The organism is Ureibacillus massiliensis 4400831 = CIP 108448 = CCUG 49529 (assembly GCF_000772965.1).
Classification (GTDB): Bacteria; Bacillota; Bacilli; order Bacillales_A; family Planococcaceae; genus Ureibacillus; species Ureibacillus massiliensis.
Genome location: NZ_JPVQ01000002.1, coordinates 1 through 18,932, shown reverse-complemented (window position 1 = coordinate 18,932; position 18,932 = coordinate 1). Strand labels below are relative to the sequence as shown.

The window sequence follows — 18,932 nt, the reverse complement described above, 5'->3', positions numbered from 1 at the left end:
TCTGAATAAGGTTAAATCATTTTAATTATGGAAAGTAGGTGAGTTATTTTGTCAGACAACCAAAAAGAAAGACAACTATTTCTAACACTATTGCAACAGCTGCAATTAACAGAAGATGTGTATATGTCCTTTTTTGAACAAGGTGAGCTCACGCGTGTAACGGTTCATAAAAAGAATCGTATTTGGAGTTTTTCTATTAAACTTTCAAATATTTTACCTTTTAAACTATATCAATTATTCATTACGAGAATGGCTGAACAGTTTGCCAATATAGCTCAAACGAACATTTCTATTGAAACGAGAAATCCAGAGGTAAGTGAACAACTCATTACGGATTATTGGTTAACAGCCGTAAATCAAATAGATCAAATGTCACCAACATTAAAAGAACGATTAATTTCACAAATTCCAAAATGGACGGGAACTAAGCTTGTTGTAGATTGTGTTTTAGAAGTAGAGCAATTAACGTTAAAGTCAAAATATGCAGATAAATTAACAAAGGCCTATATGAATCTTGGATTCCCGCAATTCACAATTGATTTCCAAATGTCTGATTTAACAGATGAAATGCGAATAGCTCAGGAAGAATACGTACAGCAGCGTCAGCTTGAAGAAGCAGAACTTGCTAGACAAGCGATGGAAGACTTTCAAAGTCGTGAAAGTAATAAAAGTGAAAAATCTACAACCGCTGTACACGAAGGACCATTCCATTTGGGTAGTCAAATTAAAGAACAAGAAATTACAGAGATCCGTCGCATTCAAGAAGAAGAGCGTAGTGTAGTTATTGAGGGATATGTTTTTGCTGTGGATATAAAAGAACTAAAAAGTGGACGTTCACTTTTAGAATTGAAAATGACCGATTACACAGATTCAATGTTAGTGAAAATGTTCTCCCGCAATGACGAAGATGCCGAAATGATGAAATTACTGAAAAAAGGTATGTGGGTGAAAGTGCGCGGTGCAGTTCAAAATGACACATTCGTTCGTGACCTAGTCATTATGGCTCAGGGCATACATGAGATTCATAAAGAATCTCGTAAAGATACAGCACCCGAAAATGAAAAACGTGTTGAATTACACTTACATACGCCAATGAGTACAATGGATGCAGTAACATCGATAGATAGTCTTGTAGCTCAGGCTGCAAAATGGGGGCATCCTGCAATTGCTATAACAGATCACGCTGTTGCGCAAGGCTTCCCTGAGGCTTATTCAGCAGGGAAAAAACATGGGATAAAAATTATATATGGCTTAGAAGCAAATTTAGTAGATGATGGTGCACCGATTGCTTACGCAGAACAGCATATCGAATTAGATAGTGCTACATATGTTGTTTTTGACGTTGAAACAACAGGTTTATCTACAGCATACGATACAATCATTGAATTAGCTGCAGTTAAAATTAAAGAAGGTAAAGTCATTGATAAATTCGAAAGATTTGCAAACCCACATAGACCATTAACGCCAAAGATTATTGAATTAACACATATTACGGATGATATGTTAACAAACGCGCCTGAGGTTGATCAGGTTGTTTCAGAGTTTCGGGAATTTATCGGAGATGCCATTGTAGTTGCCCATAACGCTTCCTTTGATATTGGGTTCTTATATACGGCATACGCTAAAGCAGGAATTCAAGGTGTTGTTCATCCTGTTATTGATACATTGGAATTATCACGTATGTTAAATCCAACTTTAAAGAGCCATCGTTTAAATACATTAAGTAAAAGATATGGTATTGAATTAACACAACATCACCGTGCTATTTACGATACAGAAGCAACAGGTGAGTTAATGTTACATTTGCTAAAAGAAGCAAAAGAAAAAGGTATTGAATACCATGATGACTTTAATAAACATGTTGGGGGTAATGACAGCTACAAAACGGCAAGACCATATCATTGTACAATCTTAGCTGTTGACAATGAAGGCTTAAAAAACATGTTTAAGCTGATTTCCATTGCTCATACACAAACTTATCATCGTGTCCCAAGAATTAGACGTTCAGATTTAACGAAACTACGTAAAGGACTTATAGTTGGATCTGGATGTAGTAACGGTGAATTATTTGAAACGATGATGAATAAATCACCGGAAGAGGCAGAAAAGGTAGCGGGATTTTATGATTATATTGAGGTTCATCCTAAGCCGGTTTATTCACAACTGATTGATGGTGGCGTAGTCCATGACGAGTGGAATTTAGAGGACATCATTCGAAAATTAGTAAAGCTAGGTAAAAAATTGGACAAGCCAGTAGTAGCTACGGGGAATGTTCATTACTTACATGAAAATGATCATATTTTTAGAGAAATATTAGTTAGCTCACAAGGTGGAGCAAATCCACTTAATCGTCATAAGCTTCCGAAAGTACATTTCCGCACAACGAATGAAATGTTGGAGGAGTTTGATTTCTTAGGTCCTGATTTAGCAAAAGAAATCGTCGTAACAAATTCTCGAAAAATAGCTGATATGGTCGGTGAAGTTGTGCCGATTAAGGACAAGCTTTATACACCAAATATTGAAGGATCTAACGAAACCATTACGAATATGACCTATGAAATGGCGCACAAAATTTACGGTGAAACATTGCCTGAAATTGTTGAAAAGCGTATTGAGAAAGAGTTAGATTCCATTTTAGGGCACGGTTTTGGGGTGGTTTATTTAATCTCAGCGCAGCTTGTAAAAAAATCTCTTTCAGATGGATATTTAGTTGGGTCTCGTGGTTCCGTAGGATCATCTTTTGTGGCAACAATGATGGAAATTACCGAAGTAAATCCATTACCGCCGCACTATATTTGTCCTAAATGCCATTACAATGAATTCTTTACAGATGGATCTGTCGGATCAGGGTTCGACTTACCGAATAAAGAATGTCCTGAATGTGGGACAAGCTTGAAAAAAGATGGACACGATATTCCGTTTGAAACCTTCTTAGGATTTAATGGAGACAAAGTACCGGATATCGATTTAAACTTTAGTGGTGAATATCAGGCCCATGCACATAACTATACGAAGGAATTATTCGGAGAAGATTATGTATATCGTGCAGGAACAATTGGTACCGTTGCGGAAAAAACAGCCTACGGTTATGTAAAAGGTTATGCAACAGATCACAATAAAACATTCCGTGGTGCAGAAGTTGACCGGCTTGTACAAGGATGTACGGGTGTTAAACGAACAACTGGGCAACACCCTGGTGGTATTCTGGTTGTACCTGACTATATGGATATTTATGATTTCACACCTGTCCAATACCCTGCAGATGCGCAGGATTCAGAATGGAAAACAACGCATTTTGACTTCCATTCTATTCATGATAATATTTTAAAACTTGATATACTCGGACACGATGATCCGACGGTACTCCGTATGCTACAAGATTTGACGGGTATCGATCCAAAAGCAATTCCGACAGATGATCCTGAGGTAATGAAAATCTTTTCCAATACAGAGAGCCTAGGTGTTACTGAAGAACAAATTATGTGTAAAACAGGAACACTTGGTATTCCGGAGTTTGGTACAAAATTCGTTCGTCAAATGTTAGAGGAAACAAAGCCGACAACTTTTAGTGAGCTACTACAAATTTCCGGTTTATCCCACGGCACGGACGTTTGGTTAGGAAATGCCCAAGAGCTAATACATAATGGAACTTGTGTATTAGCAGAGGTTATCGGTTGTCGTGATGACATTATGGTTTATTTAATTTACCAAGGATTAGAGCCTGGTCTTGCCTTTAAAATAATGGAGTCCGTTCGTAAAGGGAAAGGGTTAACGGAGGATATGGAAAAAGCAATGCGAGCTGAAAATGTACCAAATTGGTATATTGATTCTTGTAAAAAGATTAAGTACATGTTCCCTAAAGCCCATGCAACAGCCTATGTATTAAACGCAGTACGTATTGCCTGGTTTAAAGTGCACCATCCGCTTGTTTATTACGCGACATATTTTACCGTTCGTGCAAGTGATTTTGATTTAATAGTAATGTCCCAAGGTTCTTCAATGATTCGAGCAAAAATTGAAGAGATTGTAGCAAAAGGTTTAGATGCATCGAAAAAGGAAAAAGATTTACAAACGGTTTTAGAAATTGCGCTAGAAATGTGTGAACGGGGTATGAGCATTAAAAAGGTTGACTTATACCGTTCGCAAGCAAGTGAATGGGTAATTGATGGTAATTCATTGATTCCTCCGTTTGATGCAATTCCAGGGTTAGGAACAAACGTTGCTAAAGCGATTGTTGCTGCTAGGGGAGACGGAGAGTTTTTATCAAAAGAAGATCTTCAACAACGCGGCCGCGTTTCAAAAACATTGATAGAATATATGGATCAGCTCGGCTGTTTAGAGGGCCTACCCGATGCGAATCAGCTCTCATTGTTTTAGTAAATTGAGGGAAGTTGTTTGATTGGCAGTAGAATACAATAATCCCTTGAAAAAATCTATTTGAAACATGTGTCAAATTTACGCAAATTTGCATTCAATTATGTTTTATGCTATTGTAATGGTAATAATTTGTTGATAGTCTTGCAGCAAAAGAGTGGGTTTCTCCCGCTCTTTTCTGTTGTATGGCTTGAAAATTTCCGTAAAAACAGTTGGCGATGACTCGTCAATAACACCAGTATTTGGTGGAATTGCTGTTTCATATCGTTAGAATGTTGTAATTTGAAAATTTACACAACATTTCGTTTTACTACGTTCTTTGTATATATAGACTACAACATGGAAATATAAGCTGTAAAAGAACAAGAACGTGTACGTTGGGAGGAAATTATGAGCAAAGTACCATCAGTAATTGAAGAGTATGTCACACCTATATTAGATGAGTTAAACCTCGAACTTGTTGATATTGAATTTGTGAGAGAAGGACGGAATTGGTTTCTGCGAGTTTATATTGATACCCCAGAAGGTGGAATCGATATTGACCAATGCGCTTTAGTAAGTGAAAAACTGAGTGTTGTACTCGATGAAAAAGATCCGATAGAACAAAACTATTATTTGGAAGTATCTTCTCCCGGGGCTGAACGTCCATTGAAAAAAGAATCAGACTTCCAAAAAGCTATCGGAAAGTTTATTCATGTAAAAACATACGAGCCAATTAAAGATATGAAAGAATTCGAAGGCTACTTAACAGCATATACTGAAGTTGGCCTTGAAATGGAAGTTCGTATCAAAACACGTAAAATTAATGTTTTTATTGAAAAAGATAAAATTGCAAAGGCTCGTCTTGCAATTGACTTTTCATCATAACTAGAAATTTTAGGAGTGAATTTAGATGAGTAGTGATTTACTAGATGCTTTAACTGCTCTAGAACAACAAAAAGGTATTTCAAGAGATGTACTTATTGAAGCAATTGAGGCAGCCTTAGTTACTGCATATAAACGTAATTTTAATCAAGCGCAAAATGTACGTGTTGATTTGAATTTAGAAAATGGCTCAATGAAGGTCTTTTCTCGAAAAGATGTAGTGGAAGAGGTAGAGGATGACCGTCTTCAAATTTCCCTTGAAGAAGCAAAGGAAATAAATCCTGCTTATGAGGTTGGGGATATTCTAGAACAAGAAGTAACACCACGTAATTTTGGACGTATTGCCGCTCAAACTGCAAAACAAGTTGTTACTCAACGTGTACGTGAAGCAGAACGTGGAATTATTTATGAAGAATTCGTTGATCGTACAGATGATATTGTCAACGGTACGATTGAACGTATGGATTCTCGTAATATTTATATTAGTTTAGGTAAAGTGGAAGCTGCTCTACCAGTAAATGAACAAATTCAAGGTGAAGTCTATAAACCTCAGCAACGTATTAAAGTCTATATAACAAAAGTAGAACGTACTACACGCGGACCACAAGTTATTGTTTCAAGAACACATCCTGGATTGCTTCGTCGTCTTTTCGAAATGGAAGTACCAGAAATTTTTGAAGGAATAGTAGAGATTAAATCGATTGCACGTGAAGCTGGTGATCGCTCAAAAATCTCTGTACATGCTCATAACGAAGAAGTAGATGCAGTTGGAGCATGTGTTGGTGCAAAAGGACAAAGAGTTCAAACAATTGTAAACGAACTAAACGGTGAGAAAATTGATATCGTTGAATGGTCAGAAGATCCAGTTGTTTTTGTTGCCAATGCATTAAGCCCTTCAAAGGTATTAGACGTACAAGTAAATGAAGAAGAAAAATCAACAACTGTTGTAGTACCAGATTATCAATTATCTTTAGCTATTGGGAAGCGCGGACAAAATGCTCGCTTAGCTGCAAAATTAACAGGATGGAAAATTGATATAAAAAGTGAAACAGATGCCCGTGAATTAGGCATTTATCCATCAGAAACGAGCACGTTCATTCCACAGTATGATGATGCTGAAGAAAAACAAGAAACATACGATGTAGAATACGATTTATATCAAGACGACGAAGAATAATCATCTTAGAATACTCAATATTTATAAGTTCAATTACAGATCGATTCATGTAATGAGCTAATAGGAAGGTGAATTCTCATGTCGACAAATAGAAAAGTACCACTACGTAAATGCGTTGTTACAGGTGAAATGCTTCCGAAAAAATCGATGCTACGTATTGTTCGATCTAAGGAAGGCGAGGTTTCTGTTGATCCAACAGGTAAAAAGTCTGGCCGCGGCGCTTACGTTTCAAAATCTGAAGAAGCCATTGAGTTGGCTCGAAAGAAAAATATGTTAGAACGACAATTAGAAGCGAAAATACCTGAGGAAGTGTACGACGAATTATTAAGATTAATTCGTAGGGAGTCGATTTTATGATAAACGAAAAGCTGTTCCAATTACTGGGGTTAGCAGCAAGAGCGCGTAAAATCATATCAGGTGAAGAATTAGTAGTGAAAGCGATACAAACTGGGAATGCTAAACTTATCTTGTTAGCATCGGATGCATCGCACAATTCTACCAAAAAAATTCAAGATAAATGTACGTATTACAATGTTGAGTATCATGTGATTGGTGATCGCTACCAACTGGGACATGCTACTGGTAAACAAGCACGAGTCGCACTAGCTATAGTAGATAGTGGTTTCGCGAAAAAAATGTCTAGTCTACTCAACGAAAAATAATCGGGGGTGAGCTGATGACCAAATTAAGAGTTCATGAATATGCAAAAAAAGTGAATAAATCGAGTAAAGAAGTCATTGAAGAGCTAAAAAAATTAAATATAAATGTTTCTAATCATATGTCTACGCTGACGAGTGATGCTGTGTCTCAATTGGATACTGTATTTAACCAACAAGGTAATACAGCTAAACAAAACACTTCATCACCAAAACAGCAAGAAAGACAAACAAAGCCTGTTTCTAATAGACAGGACCAACAAAAAAAGGAAACTAGAAAAGAAAATAAAATGCCTGAAAAAAACAACAATCGATCAGCTAATATAACACAAAACAATCAGAAACAAACACAATCAAAATCACAATCACAATCGCAAACACAAAGCAACGACAGACCAAAAAATAAAAATCAAAGAAGCTTTAATCAAGATAATAATCAGGGGAATAAAAAAGGTGGCTTTAATCAACGTAAAAAGCCAGGTATTCACGGTGGAAAGCGTCGTCATCCTAAAACGCATCAACCATCACAGCCTATTACTCCAAAAGAATTACCTGAAAAAATTACATTCTATGAATCATTAACAGTTGCAGAACTTGCAAAAAAACTACACAGAGAACCATCTGAGCTTATTAAAAAATTATTTATGCTTGGTGTCATGGCGACAATAAACCAAGATTTAGATAAAGATGCAATTGAGTTAATTTGTGCAGATTATGGTGTCGAAGTAGAAGAAGAAGTTCGCGTTGATAAAACAGATCTAGAAGTATACTTCGAGCAAGAAGAAATAAATGAAGAAGAATTAGTAGAACGTCCACCTGTTGTAACAATCATGGGGCACGTTGACCATGGTAAAACAACATTACTAGATTCAATTCGTAATACAAAAGTTACAGCTGGAGAAGCTGGTGGTATTACACAACATATCGGTGCATATCAAGTAAATATTGATGGTAAAAAAATTACGTTTTTAGATACTCCTGGACACGCAGCATTTACAACAATGCGTGCTCGTGGGGCGAAAATTACTGACTTAGCGATTATTGTAGTTGCTGCTGATGATGGTGTAATGCCTCAAACAGTTGAAGCAATCAACCATGCGAAAGCTGCAGAAGTGCCAATTATCGTTGCGGTAAATAAAATGGATAAACCATCTGCAAATCCTGACCGTGTAATGCAAGAACTAACAGAACATGGCTTAGTTCCAGAGGATTGGGGCGGCGATACAATCTTCGTACCTATTTCTGCATTAAAAGGCGAAGGTATCGATACACTATTAGAAATGATTTTATTAATTGCTGAGGTTGCTGAACTAAAAGCAAACCCTGATAAAAATGCAATTGGTACTGTTATTGAAGCGCAATTAGATAAAGGTCGTGGTTCTGTTGCAACCCTTCTAGTACAGGATGGTACATTACGTATAGGAGATCCAATCGTTGTTGGTCATGCATACGGACGTGTTCGTGCAATGGTGAACGATATGGGTAGACGTGTAAAAGAAGCAGGACCTGCAACACCAGTTGAAATTACAGGAATCAATGAAGTTCCACAAGCTGGTGACCGTTTCGTTGTATTCGAAGATGAAAAAACTGCTCGTCAGGTTGGGGAATCTCGTGCAATGACTGCTATCCAAGCGAATCGCTCAGAAAAACAACGCGTTACATTAGATAATTTATTCGAACAAATGAGCCAAGGTGATGTGAAAGAATTAAACATCATCGTTAAAGCGGATGTTCAAGGTACTGTTGAAGCAATGGTTGCCTCATTGATGAAAATCGATGTAGAAGGCGTTAATGTAAAAATTATTCATACAGGTGTAGGTGCAATTACAGAATCTGATATCACTCTTGCAGCAGCTTCAAATGCAATTGTAATTGGATTTAACGTACGCCCTGATGTTAATGCAAAGCGTGCTGCAGAAGAAGAGGGCGTAGATATCCGTCTTCATAGAATTATCTACAAAGTAATCGAAGAAATTGAATCGGCTATGAAAGGTATGCTTGATCCTGAATATGAAGAAAAAATCATCGGTCAAGCGGAAGTTCGACAAACAATTAAAGTATCGAAAGTGGGTACAATCGCGGGATCTTATATAATAGAAGGAAAAGTTACTCGTGATTCTGGTGTACGTGTCATTCGTGATGGAATTGTTGTATTTGAAGGAGAACTTGATTCATTAAAACGTTTCAAAGACGACGCGAAAGAAGTCGCAAAAGGTTACGAATGTGGTATCACAATTAAAAACTTCAACGATGTAAAAGAAGGCGATATTATCGAAGCCTTCGTAATGGAAGAAATTAAACGCACGTGATCGTTTACGCAGAAGTTGAATTTATGATTCAAACTGCCCATTCGCTAAAAGAAAAACGTGCAGTTCTCCAACGAATGATCACTCGTACAAAACAGAAGTTTAACGTCTCAGTTGCTGAAATTGATCACCAAGATGTGTGGCAGCGTACAAGAATTGCTCTTGTTGCTGTCGCATCATCAAAGTTGAGTGCAGAACGAGAAATTAACAACGCGCTTGCATATCTTCAGTCAAATCCAGAATGGGACCAACTAGATGTTTGGCGCGAATATTTATAAGGTTTTAGGGGATTAATAACCCTAACGAATAGTAGTTTAGGGGTGACAAAGTATGTCATTACGTGCAAATCGTATTGCAGAGCAAATGAAAAAGGAGCTTGGAGATATTATTGGTCGTAAAATAAAAGACCCGCGCGTGGGCTTTGTTACTGTTACAGATGTACATGTAACAGGAGACCTTCAACAAGCAACAGTTTACATTACCTCTTTAGGAAATGAAAAAGAACGTCAAGAAACGTTAAATGCTTTAATGAAAGCTGCTGGGTTCATTCGAACAGAAATCGGTCATCGAATTCGCTTACGAAGAACACCAGAAATAACGTTCGAGTACGATGCTTCTGTTGAATACGGTAATAAGATTGAACAATTATTACGTAATTTAAATCAACAATAAATAAACGCCTTTTTTGATTTCAAAAAAGGGAAAAAAGTATAAACAACAAAAAAGCCTGCAACTGCATATTCACATGCAGGCAGGTTTTTTAGTTTTAAGGCAAAGGTCGATGTATGTTTCGATTGATGTAGCGTGAAAATTCTAGGTTCCCTAAGAAACATTTCAAATAAACATAATTAAAATACATGGAGGTTATCCAATGAATGGCATCCTTCCATTATGGAAAGAGCGCGGTATGACGAGTCATGACTGCGTTATGAAATTACGAAGAATATTAAAGACAAAAAAAGTTGGTCATACTGGTACTTTAGATCCTAGTGTAGAAGGAGTACTCCCAATTTGTATCGGCCAGGCTACACGTATTGCTGAATACTTAACAGATGCTGGAAAAGAATATGAAGCCGTTGTCTCAATTAGTTTTACCACAACTACTGAAGATGCAGAAGGAGAAATTGTTGAACAGGATTCTTCATTTAAAACAATTTCTCGGAGCAAGCTTCAAAAAGCTTTAGAACAATTAACTGGTGAAATTGAGCAAACACCACCAATGTATTCAGCAGTAAAAGTAAATGGGAAAAAACTATATGAATATGCTCGAAAAGGAGAAGTGGTTGAACGGCCGATTAGAAGAGTAACCATTTATTCCATAGAGCTTTTAGAGGAAAGTAGTGTAACGCAATTTGAAGGGGAAGAAATCACTTTTAAAATTCGAATTGCTTGTAGTAAAGGCACTTATATTCGTACATTAGCCGTTCAAATTGGCGAAATATTAGGCTATCCTGCGCATATGGCATCACTTGTTCGTACTAAATCTGGCACATTTACAAAAGAGCATTGTGTGACGTTAGAACATGTTGAAAATGCAATGAATGAATCCAAGATTGAGGAAATTATTTATCCTGTAGAGCATGCCTTAACACAATACCCTTCAATTGAAATCAATCAATCCAATGAAAAACAAATTTTAAATGGACAAGTTCTTCCAATGGATGATTTATTAAAAGAACATGATAAAATAGTATTTGTGAAAAATGAAAAAGCTCTTGCAGTTTATATTCAACATCCAGAAAAACCAGATCTAATGAAGCCAGAGAAAATGTTCCCATTAGAGCAATAGGAGGCCAAAGAAGATGAATGTGATTCATTTAAAATATCCACACCAATTAAAAGAGGTTGACACTTCAACTTCCTACTCATTGGCACTAGGATTTTTTGACGGTGTACATAGAGGGCATCAAGCCGTTATTAAAAATGCGATAGACAAATCAAAAGAGTTAAATGCGAAAAGTGCTGTTATGACCTTTGATCCTCATCCATCCATCGTTTTAGGTGGACGTAAGGAGAAGGTGTTTTACATAACGCCCCTTCAACAAAAGATTAATATTTTGAAAGAAATTGGTGTTGATACTGTATTTGTTGTACAGTTCACGTCAGACTTTGCAAAACTATCACCAGAAGATTTTATTAATTATTTTATTCGTGATTTAAATGTTGTTCATGTAACGGCAGGTTTTGATTTTACTTTTGGTTCTTTCGGAAAAGGCAATATGGAGACGATGGAATCTTTAAGCAATGGAGATTATGGAGTATCAGTAATTAATAAGTTAACAGATGATGCAGAAAAAATAAGCTCCACAAGAATACGTAAAAGCTTACAAATTGGGGAAATGGAAGAGGTTCATAAATTATTAGGCCGCCCATTCGAAGTACCTGGGCTTGTTATACATGGAGATAAGCGTGGCCGTACAATCGGATTCCCAACAGCAAACATTCAATCTGCAGAGGGGAGCTTTATCCCAGCAGTTGGTGTATATGCCGTGAGAATATTAGTGCAAAATAGATGGCATGACGGCGTGTGTAATGTTGGGTATAAACCAACCTTTAAAAACCCAGAGGATAAACAATTATCGATCGAAGTTCATATATTAGATTTTGATAAAAATATTTATGGTGAAGAAGTTGTCGTTGGTTGGTATAAAAGAATTCGAAATGAGAAAAAATTTGATGGAATCGATTCATTAAAGGCTCAAATTGAAAAAGATAAACAAGAGGCGATTCGTTACTTTCAAAATCTTTAACAAGGCTCTTTAAATTGAATATGTTGCTTGAGATTTCAAAGTATGTTACTATTCATAAGTGCACTTAGTGCGCTAGCCTCAGCTCGGCTTTACGATTCTCCAACGACTGCTGTGCTGGTGGTGTTAAAAAAATTATTTTAGGAGGTCCATTTATTATGGCAATTACAAAAGAACGCAAAAATGAAATTATCGCTGAGTACCGTACTCACGAGGGAGATACTGGTTCTCCAGAAGTGCAAATCGCAGTTTTAACTGAAGAAATCAATGCACTTAACGAACACTTACGTACACACAAAAAAGATTTCCACTCTGAACGTGGTCTTCTTAAAAAAGTAGGTCGTCGTCGTCACTTATTAAGATACTTACGTGATACTGACGTTCAACGTTACCGTGAGTTAATCCAAAAATTAGGTTTACGTCGATAATAAAGCTTAAGACGTTTTCATTTGCTTATTAGGTTTTAAATTTGTTCAATCGAAAATTGTTATGAACAATATTTTTGCGATTGGCGAGATTAGACAATCCTGCAAAGTAAACGTCTAAGTGGTATATGAAAAGCGGGAATTTTCCCGCTTTTTATTTATGTAAACGATATTTTAAAAAATTAAAAATAAAGATAATTTTTAATGGAATTTTTAAAATTTTGTATAAACTATATTTATAAATAAAGCTTTATAATAATAAATACTAAAATTTAACGGAAAAAACAGTTTTTTATTGAAAATATTTAGCATAGGAAAAACTTTTTTGATACACTTACTATGGTGTGGTATATAAATTGTTACGTCGTGTTTTATTAGAAAGGGGTTCACTCAATGACCGAAAAAAAAGTTTATACTTATGAATGGGCTGGCCGTCCATTAGTAATTGAAGTTGGCCAACTTGCAAAACAAGCAAATGGTGCAGCTTTAGTTCGATACGGTGAGTCTGCTGTTCTTGCAACAGCTACAATGTCTAAACAACCAAAAGCATTAGACTTCTTCCCATTAACAGTTAACTATGAAGAACGTTTATACGCAGCAGGTAAAATTCCTGGTGGTTTCATCAAACGTGAAGGTAGACCTTCAGAACACGCTATCTTAGTGTCACGTTTAATTGACCGTCCAATCCGACCAATGTTCCCAGATGGCTTCCGTAACGAAGTACAAGTTATTTCAATGGTAATGTCATCTGATCCAAACGGTCCTACTGATATGGCAGCAATGATTGGTTCATCTTTAGCATTATCGATTTCAGATATTCCATTTAACGGACCAATCGCGGGTGTACATGTTGGATATGTAGATGGAGAGTTTATCATTAATCCAACTGTCGAACAAGTTGAAAGAAGTACTGTTCACTTATCAGTAGCGGGTAACAAGGATGCTATCAACATGGTAGAAGCAGGGGCTTTAGAAGTACCTGAAGAAATTATGTTAGAGGCAATCATGTTCGGTCATGAAGAAATTAAAAAATTAATTGCCTTCCAAGAACAAATCGTTGCTGAAGTAGGAAAAGAAAAAATCGCAGTAACATTATTTGAAGTCGATAAAGAAATCGAAGCTCAAATTAAAGCAGCTTGCGAAGAAGATATGAACGCAGCTATTCAAACTGTTGAAAAGCATGCGCGTGAAGATGCAATCTCTGCTGTAAAAGAGCGTGTAATTGCAAGCTACGAAGAACAAGAAGCAGATGAAGAGACGTTAAAACAAGTTAAAACAATATTAGATAAAATGGTGAAGGAAGAAGTGCGCCGTTTAATCACTGAAGAGAAGGTTCGCCCTGATGGACGTAAAGTGGATGAAATCCGACCTTTATCTTCTGAAGTAGGTTTATTACAACGTGCTCACGGTTCAGGGTTATTTACTCGTGGACAAACTCAAGCTTTGTCAATTTGTACTTTAGGACCATTAGGAGATGTACAAATTATTGATGGTCTTGGTTTAGAGGAATCTAAACGCTTCATGCACCACTATAACTTCCCTCAATTCTCAGTAGGGGAAACTGGTCCAATGCGCGGTCCTGGTCGTCGTGAGATTGGTCATGGTGCTTTAGGTGAACGTGCGTTACTTGCAGTCATTCCAGATGAAAAAGACTTCCCATATGCAATCCGTTGTGTATCTGAGGTTTTAGAATCAAATGGTTCAACTTCTCAAGCATCTATCTGTGCTTCTACACTTGCAATGATGGACGCAGGTGTTCCTATTAAGGCACCGGTTGCAGGTATTGCAATGGGTCTTGTGAAAAAAGGTGAACATTATTCAATTTTAACGGATATTCAAGGTATGGAAGACCACCTTGGAGATATGGACTTTAAAGTGGCAGGTACAGCAAAAGGGGTTACTGCACTTCAAATGGATATAAAAATTGATGGTTTATCACGTAATATTTTAGAAGAGGCATTACAACAAGCGAAAGCTGGTCGTATGATTATTTTAGAATCAATGCTTGCAACCCTTGCAGAGCCTCGTAAACATTTATCAACATACGCACCGAAAATTGAAGTGATTCGTATTAATCCAGATAAAATTCGTGATGTAATTGGTTCTGGTGGTAAAACAATCAACAAAATCATCGATGAAACGGGCGTAAAAATTGATACAGAACAAGACGGTACAATTTACATTTCATCACCTAATGAAGAAATGAACAAACGTGCAAAAGAAATTATCGAATCAATCGTTCGTGAAGCAAAAGTTGGCGAGTACTACATGGCAACTGTAAGACGTATCGAAAAATTCGGTGCTTTCTGTGAAATCTTCCCTGGAAAAGATGGATTGTTACACATTTCTGAAATCCAAGAAGAACGTACGAATAAAGTAGAAGATGTATTAAAGCTTGGGGATCAACTATTAGTGAAATGTATCGAAATTGACAACCAAGGTCGTGTTAACCTTTCACGCAAAGTTGTAATAAAAGAAGAAAAAGAACGTGCTGAACAAGCACAGCAATAGTTTATGAATAATGCTACTAGGCACTGTGTAGAGTTTTTTACAGGTGCCAGGCATTCATGAAAAAAATGAAGAAAAACGCAAGCAGGAAATGAAATATTTCGTTTTCTGTTTTTTATTTTTCTTAATAACTTGTCATCTATGTTGAAGGGTAAACATAATTAATTCATTTTTAGTTTAGAGCATGAAAAAAGAGATGAAGAGGTACTCTTCATCCCCATTTTTTGGTTGGTAGACCAGTCTAATTTTAAAGTTCCTGACGTAGTGCCTGAATAACTTCAATTCTAGTTGCTTTTCTAGCAGGTCTAAAGCCTGATAAAATCGCCACGAATATACTAATGCAGGCCGCTGTAACGACAAGTCCAATTGGAATTGACGAAAATGTTATATCATTTGCTAGTAAATCTTCATCAGATAAAGCGAACGAAACGATATAAGGTAAAATTGCATTAATTATAAAACTAATCCCATAAGATAAAACTACTGCAAGGAAAGTACCTATAATCCCAATCATCGCGCTTTCCATCAAAAAGAGACGTTGAATGATCGATGGGGAAGCACCGATCGCTTTAAGTACACCGATCTCACGTGTTCGTTCGGTTACCGCCATAGTCATAGTATTAAAAATCCCGATTGAAGCAATCAAAATTGAAATTGTCCCTATAAAAATAAGTCCGATTTTAAAGATGAGGAAAAATAAATCAATTTCTTTAACTTGTTCAATTGGCGAATAAACGGGATAATTGTTTTCTTTCAATATATCTAACACGGGCATTACATTTTCAAGTGAATCAACATAGATCGTTGTTGAAGGATAGGCGATTAAATCAGGTTGCTCATCCAATAAGTCATCACTAAAAAGAATACTATTATCAATTTGGAAATCATAATCTGGTGCTTTTAAAATGCCGACAATCGTATAGCTATTAGGCTCTAAATATTCAAATGTCTCTTCATCAAAAAATTGGAGCTGAACCGTTTTATTTAAAATTTCTCCTTTATAGCCTTCTTCAGATCCGTCATACCAAGATCCTTCTTCTGTCGCTTCTTTTGATTTTTGTTCTATTATTTTTCTATCTGATTCGTTCAATAATTTTTGTGCATAATGGTATCCAACAACGATTTCATTTGCGTTTTCTGGAAGACGACCTTCAATTAAATTCGTTGGTAGCTTTGATTGTGCTTCCATATTTACAATCGTTCCAATAGATTCTGCTTCACGATCTTCAAATGTAGTACGAATCGAACCACTGATTTCTTGTCGGTTTAATACAACATTTACATGATCGATATTTTGTATAAATTCTTCATCTTCACTAGTTAATGGTTCTTCACCCCAAAGAGAAATTTCCGTTATAGACTCCTGATTTAAAATTTCTCCTTTTACTGTCTCTTGAATACCAAAGCCTACTGACGCAAGTACGATAAGAAATGCACACCCCATCATAGCAGCAAGAATCGTCATCGTCACTCGAAGTTTATTTTTTCTCATATGTTGAAATACGAATGAAAGTTGATCTTTAAATAACATAGTTTTTCTCTCCTAACAATTGGCCATCATGCATACGAAGTTTTCTGTGTGCAATTTGTGCCACTTCCTCATCATGGGTAATGATCATAAATGTGATATTTTCTGTTTGATTTAATTTTAATATTAGTTCAAGTATTTCTTTTTCAGTTTGGGAGTCAAGACTACCTGTCGGCTCATCCGCTAAAATAATAGGCGGATTTGTAATCATCGCTCTTGCAATCGAAACACGTTGCTGCTGTCCACCTGACAGTTCATTAGGATAATGATCTGCAAATTCTAATAATCCTACTTTAGATAAAATTTTATCAGCCATTATTTTACGAATAGGTGCTTGTACTCCTTTAATTTTTAGCGGTAGTTCAACATTTTCAAATACGTTTTGGTTCGGGAGTAGCTGAAAGTTTTGGAAGATAAAGCCGAAATGACTCAACCTGAAAGCAGCACTTTGCTTTTCGTTGAATTGTGCAATTTCGGTATTATTTACTTTAATGGAACCTGAATCAGGCTTCATAAATCCAGCAATAACTTGCAACAATGTAGATTTACCAGAACCGCTTTTTCCTACAATAGAGACGATTTCCCCTTGTTGAATTTCAAAATCTATATCCTTTAGTACTTCGATTTTTTTCTCCTTTCCTTTTTTTCCGATTTTAAATGTGTGATTTAGTGATTGAACTTGTATCATCATGTCCTCATTCCTTTGTTGTTGATTGATTATTAGTATAGACAATGAAAATGAAGAAATTTGAAGGATAATTCTGAAGAAATTCTTAAGAAATTTGAAAATAGTATTTATAAATAGATATTGAAGGGAATTGGATTGTACTTGGAAGGGAAAAATGGATTTTAGGGTGTGCTAGACAATTTTCGTACAATTATTTTGCGGATATACTAAAATAGTCATTTAGAAATATCTTTGAAGTTTCTAGAAGAATGCGTATAATTCCATTCAGTTGAATGATTTGGCAGTTTATCTTATGATTATTTAATGTTAGATTTTTTGGAGTAGGAGATAAAAGCAAATGGTATCGGTATATACATGTCAAAATGGTGTTCGGATCGTGTCAGAAGCAATACCGCATGTTAGATCTGTTTCAGTTGGTATTTGGGTTGGTGCTGGATCTCGATTTGAAGAACGAGAAGAAAACGGGATTACACATTTCATTGAGCATATGTTATTTAAAGGAACGAAAACAAGAACGGCAAGAGTAATTGCTGAGGAATTCGATCGTATCGGTGGAGAAATCAATGCCTTTACAACAAAAGAAAACACGTGCTATTACGCAAAAGTGTTATATCATCATGGAGAAATGGCTGTCTCTATATTAGCAGACATGTTTTTTAACTCTATTTTTGATCCTATTGAATTAGAAAAAGAGAGACAAGTTGTATTAGAAGAAATTTTAATGAGCGAAGATGCCCCTGATGATGATGTCCATGAGCAATTATGGCAAGTCATGTACCCAAAGGATGCACTAGGATTACCTATATTAGGTAGTAGTAAAACACTTGAAGCCTTCACAGCGGATACAATTCGAAATTATATGACTAAGCATTATTACCCAGAAAATATTGTCATTTCTGTTGCAGGAAATATTACGACTGATTTATTGTTACATATTGAGAAACTGTTTAGTCACTTTGAGCGCTCACCTGAAGCGGTTGAGCAAACTTTAACCTATCCAATATTTCATTCAGGTCGTTTTGTGAAAAATCGTGATGTGGAACAGTCTCATATCGCGATTGCCTATCCAGGAGTTGGGGTGAAGGATGAGGATTATTTCAACTTTATTGTGATGAATAACATTTTAGGTGGCAATATGTCTTCCCGCTTATTCCAAGAAATTCGTGAAGATAAAGGATTAGCTTATACAATCTTTTCTTATCATTCGAGCTACATGGATGTCGGTTCCCTTACAATATACGGTAGTACGAACAATCAGCAATACCCGCTTCTGCAGCAATCGATTGATGAAACATTAATGAATATTAGACGAGAAGGCGTAACGGAAACGGAAGTTTTCAATGCAAAGGGACAGCTAAAGGGGAGCTTTGTATTAAGCTTAGAAGGAACAAATTCCCGAATGAGTCACAATGGTCGAAATGAATTAATCCATGGGAAGCATATTTCAATGGATGAAATCATTGCTGAAATTGAACAAGTCTCATTAATTAATGTCAATCAGCTATTAGATGAAACATTAAGTACCCAGCCAGCCATTGCGCTCATTGGGCAGAATGTGAAGTAGTTTAGAATAAATTGCTGCAATTCTATAAATTATCATAATATAAAAGAGGCTGGGACAAAAGTAAACTTCGAACAAGTAGACACAAGAAAGAATAG

The 18,932-nt window shown here is 36.3% G+C and carries 15 protein-coding genes; 13 read left to right on the top strand and 2 right to left on the bottom strand.

Annotation, left to right across the window (positions count from 1 at the left end):
• The first annotated feature begins 48 nt into the window (after nucleotides 1-48).
• The 12 genes from CD30_RS01530 (at nucleotide 49) to pnp (ending at nucleotide 15,060) form a co-directional block, all read left to right on the top strand.
• Nucleotides 49-4,377, top strand: coding sequence for a PolC-type DNA polymerase III (locus tag CD30_RS01530; RefSeq protein WP_036171550.1), 4,329 nt, complete (start codon nucleotides 49-51; stop codon nucleotides 4,375-4,377).
• Nucleotides 4,378-4,764: 387 nt separating this feature from the next.
• Nucleotides 4,765-5,241 (top strand): ribosome maturation factor RimP, encoded by a 477-nt coding sequence (rimP, locus tag CD30_RS01525; protein WP_036171547.1) that lies wholly within the window; start codon nucleotides 4,765-4,767, stop codon nucleotides 5,239-5,241.
• 25 nt (nucleotides 5,242-5,266) lie between these two features.
• Nucleotides 5,267-6,415, top strand: a complete 1,149-nt coding sequence (nusA, locus tag CD30_RS01520; RefSeq protein WP_036171543.1) for a transcription termination factor NusA — start codon at nucleotides 5,267-5,269, stop codon at nucleotides 6,413-6,415.
• Between the two features lie 78 nt (nucleotides 6,416-6,493).
• Nucleotides 6,494-6,772, top strand: coding sequence for an RNase P modulator RnpM (rnpM, locus tag CD30_RS01515; protein WP_036171540.1), 279 nt, complete (start codon nucleotides 6,494-6,496; stop codon nucleotides 6,770-6,772).
• The gene (locus tag CD30_RS01510; RefSeq protein ID WP_036171537.1) at nucleotides 6,769-7,077 is read left to right on the top strand and encodes a YlxQ family RNA-binding protein; all 309 of its coding nucleotides are present in this window, start codon (nucleotides 6,769-6,771) and stop codon (nucleotides 7,075-7,077) included. Before rnpM ends, CD30_RS01510 begins: the two co-directional genes overlap by 4 nt.
• Before the next feature lie 14 nt (nucleotides 7,078-7,091).
• On the top strand, nucleotides 7,092-9,380 hold the full coding sequence (gene infB / locus CD30_RS01505; RefSeq protein WP_036171534.1) for a translation initiation factor IF-2: 2,289 nt from the start codon (nucleotides 7,092-7,094) through the stop codon (nucleotides 9,378-9,380).
• Entirely contained in the window at nucleotides 9,377-9,655 is a 279-nt protein-coding gene (locus tag CD30_RS01500; protein WP_036171531.1) for a DUF503 domain-containing protein, read from the top strand. Before infB ends, CD30_RS01500 begins: the two co-directional genes overlap by 4 nt.
• A gap of 52 nt (nucleotides 9,656-9,707) precedes the next feature.
• On the top strand, nucleotides 9,708-10,049 hold the full coding sequence (gene rbfA, locus CD30_RS01495; RefSeq protein WP_036171528.1) for a 30S ribosome-binding factor RbfA: 342 nt from the start codon (nucleotides 9,708-9,710) through the stop codon (nucleotides 10,047-10,049).
• Between the two features lie 199 nt (nucleotides 10,050-10,248).
• Nucleotides 10,249-11,166, top strand: coding sequence for a tRNA pseudouridine(55) synthase TruB (gene truB, locus CD30_RS01490; protein ID WP_036171525.1), 918 nt, complete (start codon nucleotides 10,249-10,251; stop codon nucleotides 11,164-11,166).
• Nucleotides 11,167-11,179: 13 nt separating this feature from the next.
• On the top strand, nucleotides 11,180-12,127 hold the full coding sequence (locus CD30_RS01485) for a bifunctional riboflavin kinase/FAD synthetase (RefSeq protein WP_036171522.1): 948 nt from the start codon (nucleotides 11,180-11,182) through the stop codon (nucleotides 12,125-12,127).
• A 155-nt stretch (nucleotides 12,128-12,282) separates the two neighbouring features.
• Nucleotides 12,283-12,552: a 30S ribosomal protein S15 gene (gene rpsO / locus CD30_RS01480; protein WP_036171519.1), complete on the top strand. Its 270-nt coding sequence runs from the start codon at nucleotides 12,283-12,285 to the stop codon at nucleotides 12,550-12,552.
• 390 nt (nucleotides 12,553-12,942) lie between these two features.
• Nucleotides 12,943-15,060, top strand: a complete 2,118-nt coding sequence (gene pnp, locus CD30_RS01475) for a polyribonucleotide nucleotidyltransferase (RefSeq protein ID WP_036171516.1) — start codon at nucleotides 12,943-12,945, stop codon at nucleotides 15,058-15,060.
• A 244-nt stretch (nucleotides 15,061-15,304) separates the two neighbouring features.
• Here the strand turns inward: pnp and CD30_RS01470 are convergent, their stop codons facing one another.
• Together CD30_RS01470 and CD30_RS01465 are read right to left on the bottom strand one after the other, a co-directional pair.
• Entirely contained in the window at nucleotides 15,305-16,588 is a 1,284-nt protein-coding gene (locus CD30_RS01470; RefSeq protein ID WP_036171513.1) for an ABC transporter permease, read from the bottom strand.
• Nucleotides 16,578-17,273, bottom strand: a complete 696-nt coding sequence (locus tag CD30_RS01465) for an ABC transporter ATP-binding protein (RefSeq protein ID WP_036171510.1) — start codon at nucleotides 17,271-17,273, stop codon at nucleotides 16,578-16,580. The genes CD30_RS01470 and CD30_RS01465 overlap by 11 nt, the downstream gene beginning before the upstream one ends.
• 337 nt (nucleotides 17,274-17,610) lie before the next feature.
• Between CD30_RS01465 and CD30_RS01460 the strand changes: the two genes are divergently transcribed.
• Nucleotides 17,611-18,837 carry a M16 family metallopeptidase gene (locus CD30_RS01460; protein WP_036171506.1) on the top strand — a complete coding sequence of 409 codons (1,227 nt, stop codon included), beginning with the start codon at nucleotides 17,611-17,613 and terminating at the stop codon, nucleotides 18,835-18,837.
• The last annotated feature ends 95 nt before the right edge of the window (nucleotides 18,838-18,932 follow it).

What these genes read in the sequence shown, in the direction of transcription:
- rimP (WP_036171547.1), top strand. Translation starts at nt 4,765, where the DNA reads ATGAGCAAAGTACCATCAGTAATTGAAGAGTATGTCACACCTATATTA.
- nusA (WP_036171543.1), top strand. Translation starts at nt 5,267, where the DNA reads ATGAGTAGTGATTTACTAGATGCTTTAACTGCTCTAGAACAACAAAAA.
- rnpM (WP_036171540.1), top strand. Translation starts at nt 6,494, where the DNA reads ATGTCGACAAATAGAAAAGTACCACTACGTAAATGCGTTGTTACAGGT.
- CD30_RS01510 (WP_036171537.1), top strand. Translation starts at nt 6,769, where the DNA reads ATGATAAACGAAAAGCTGTTCCAATTACTGGGGTTAGCAGCAAGAGCG.
- infB (WP_036171534.1), top strand. Translation starts at nt 7,092, where the DNA reads ATGACCAAATTAAGAGTTCATGAATATGCAAAAAAAGTGAATAAATCG.
- rbfA (WP_036171528.1), top strand. Translation starts at nt 9,708, where the DNA reads ATGTCATTACGTGCAAATCGTATTGCAGAGCAAATGAAAAAGGAGCTT.
- truB (WP_036171525.1), top strand. Translation starts at nt 10,249, where the DNA reads ATGAATGGCATCCTTCCATTATGGAAAGAGCGCGGTATGACGAGTCAT.
- CD30_RS01485 (WP_036171522.1), top strand. Translation starts at nt 11,180, where the DNA reads ATGAATGTGATTCATTTAAAATATCCACACCAATTAAAAGAGGTTGAC.
- rpsO (WP_036171519.1), top strand. Translation starts at nt 12,283, where the DNA reads ATGGCAATTACAAAAGAACGCAAAAATGAAATTATCGCTGAGTACCGT.
- pnp (WP_036171516.1), top strand. Translation starts at nt 12,943, where the DNA reads ATGACCGAAAAAAAAGTTTATACTTATGAATGGGCTGGCCGTCCATTA.
- CD30_RS01470 (WP_036171513.1), bottom strand. Translation starts at nt 16,588, where the DNA reads ATGTTATTTAAAGATCAACTTTCATTCGTATTTCAACATATGAGAAAA.
- CD30_RS01465 (WP_036171510.1), bottom strand. Translation starts at nt 17,273, where the DNA reads ATGATACAAGTTCAATCACTAAATCACACATTTAAAATCGGAAAAAAA.
- CD30_RS01460 (WP_036171506.1), top strand. Translation starts at nt 17,611, where the DNA reads ATGGTATCGGTATATACATGTCAAAATGGTGTTCGGATCGTGTCAGAA.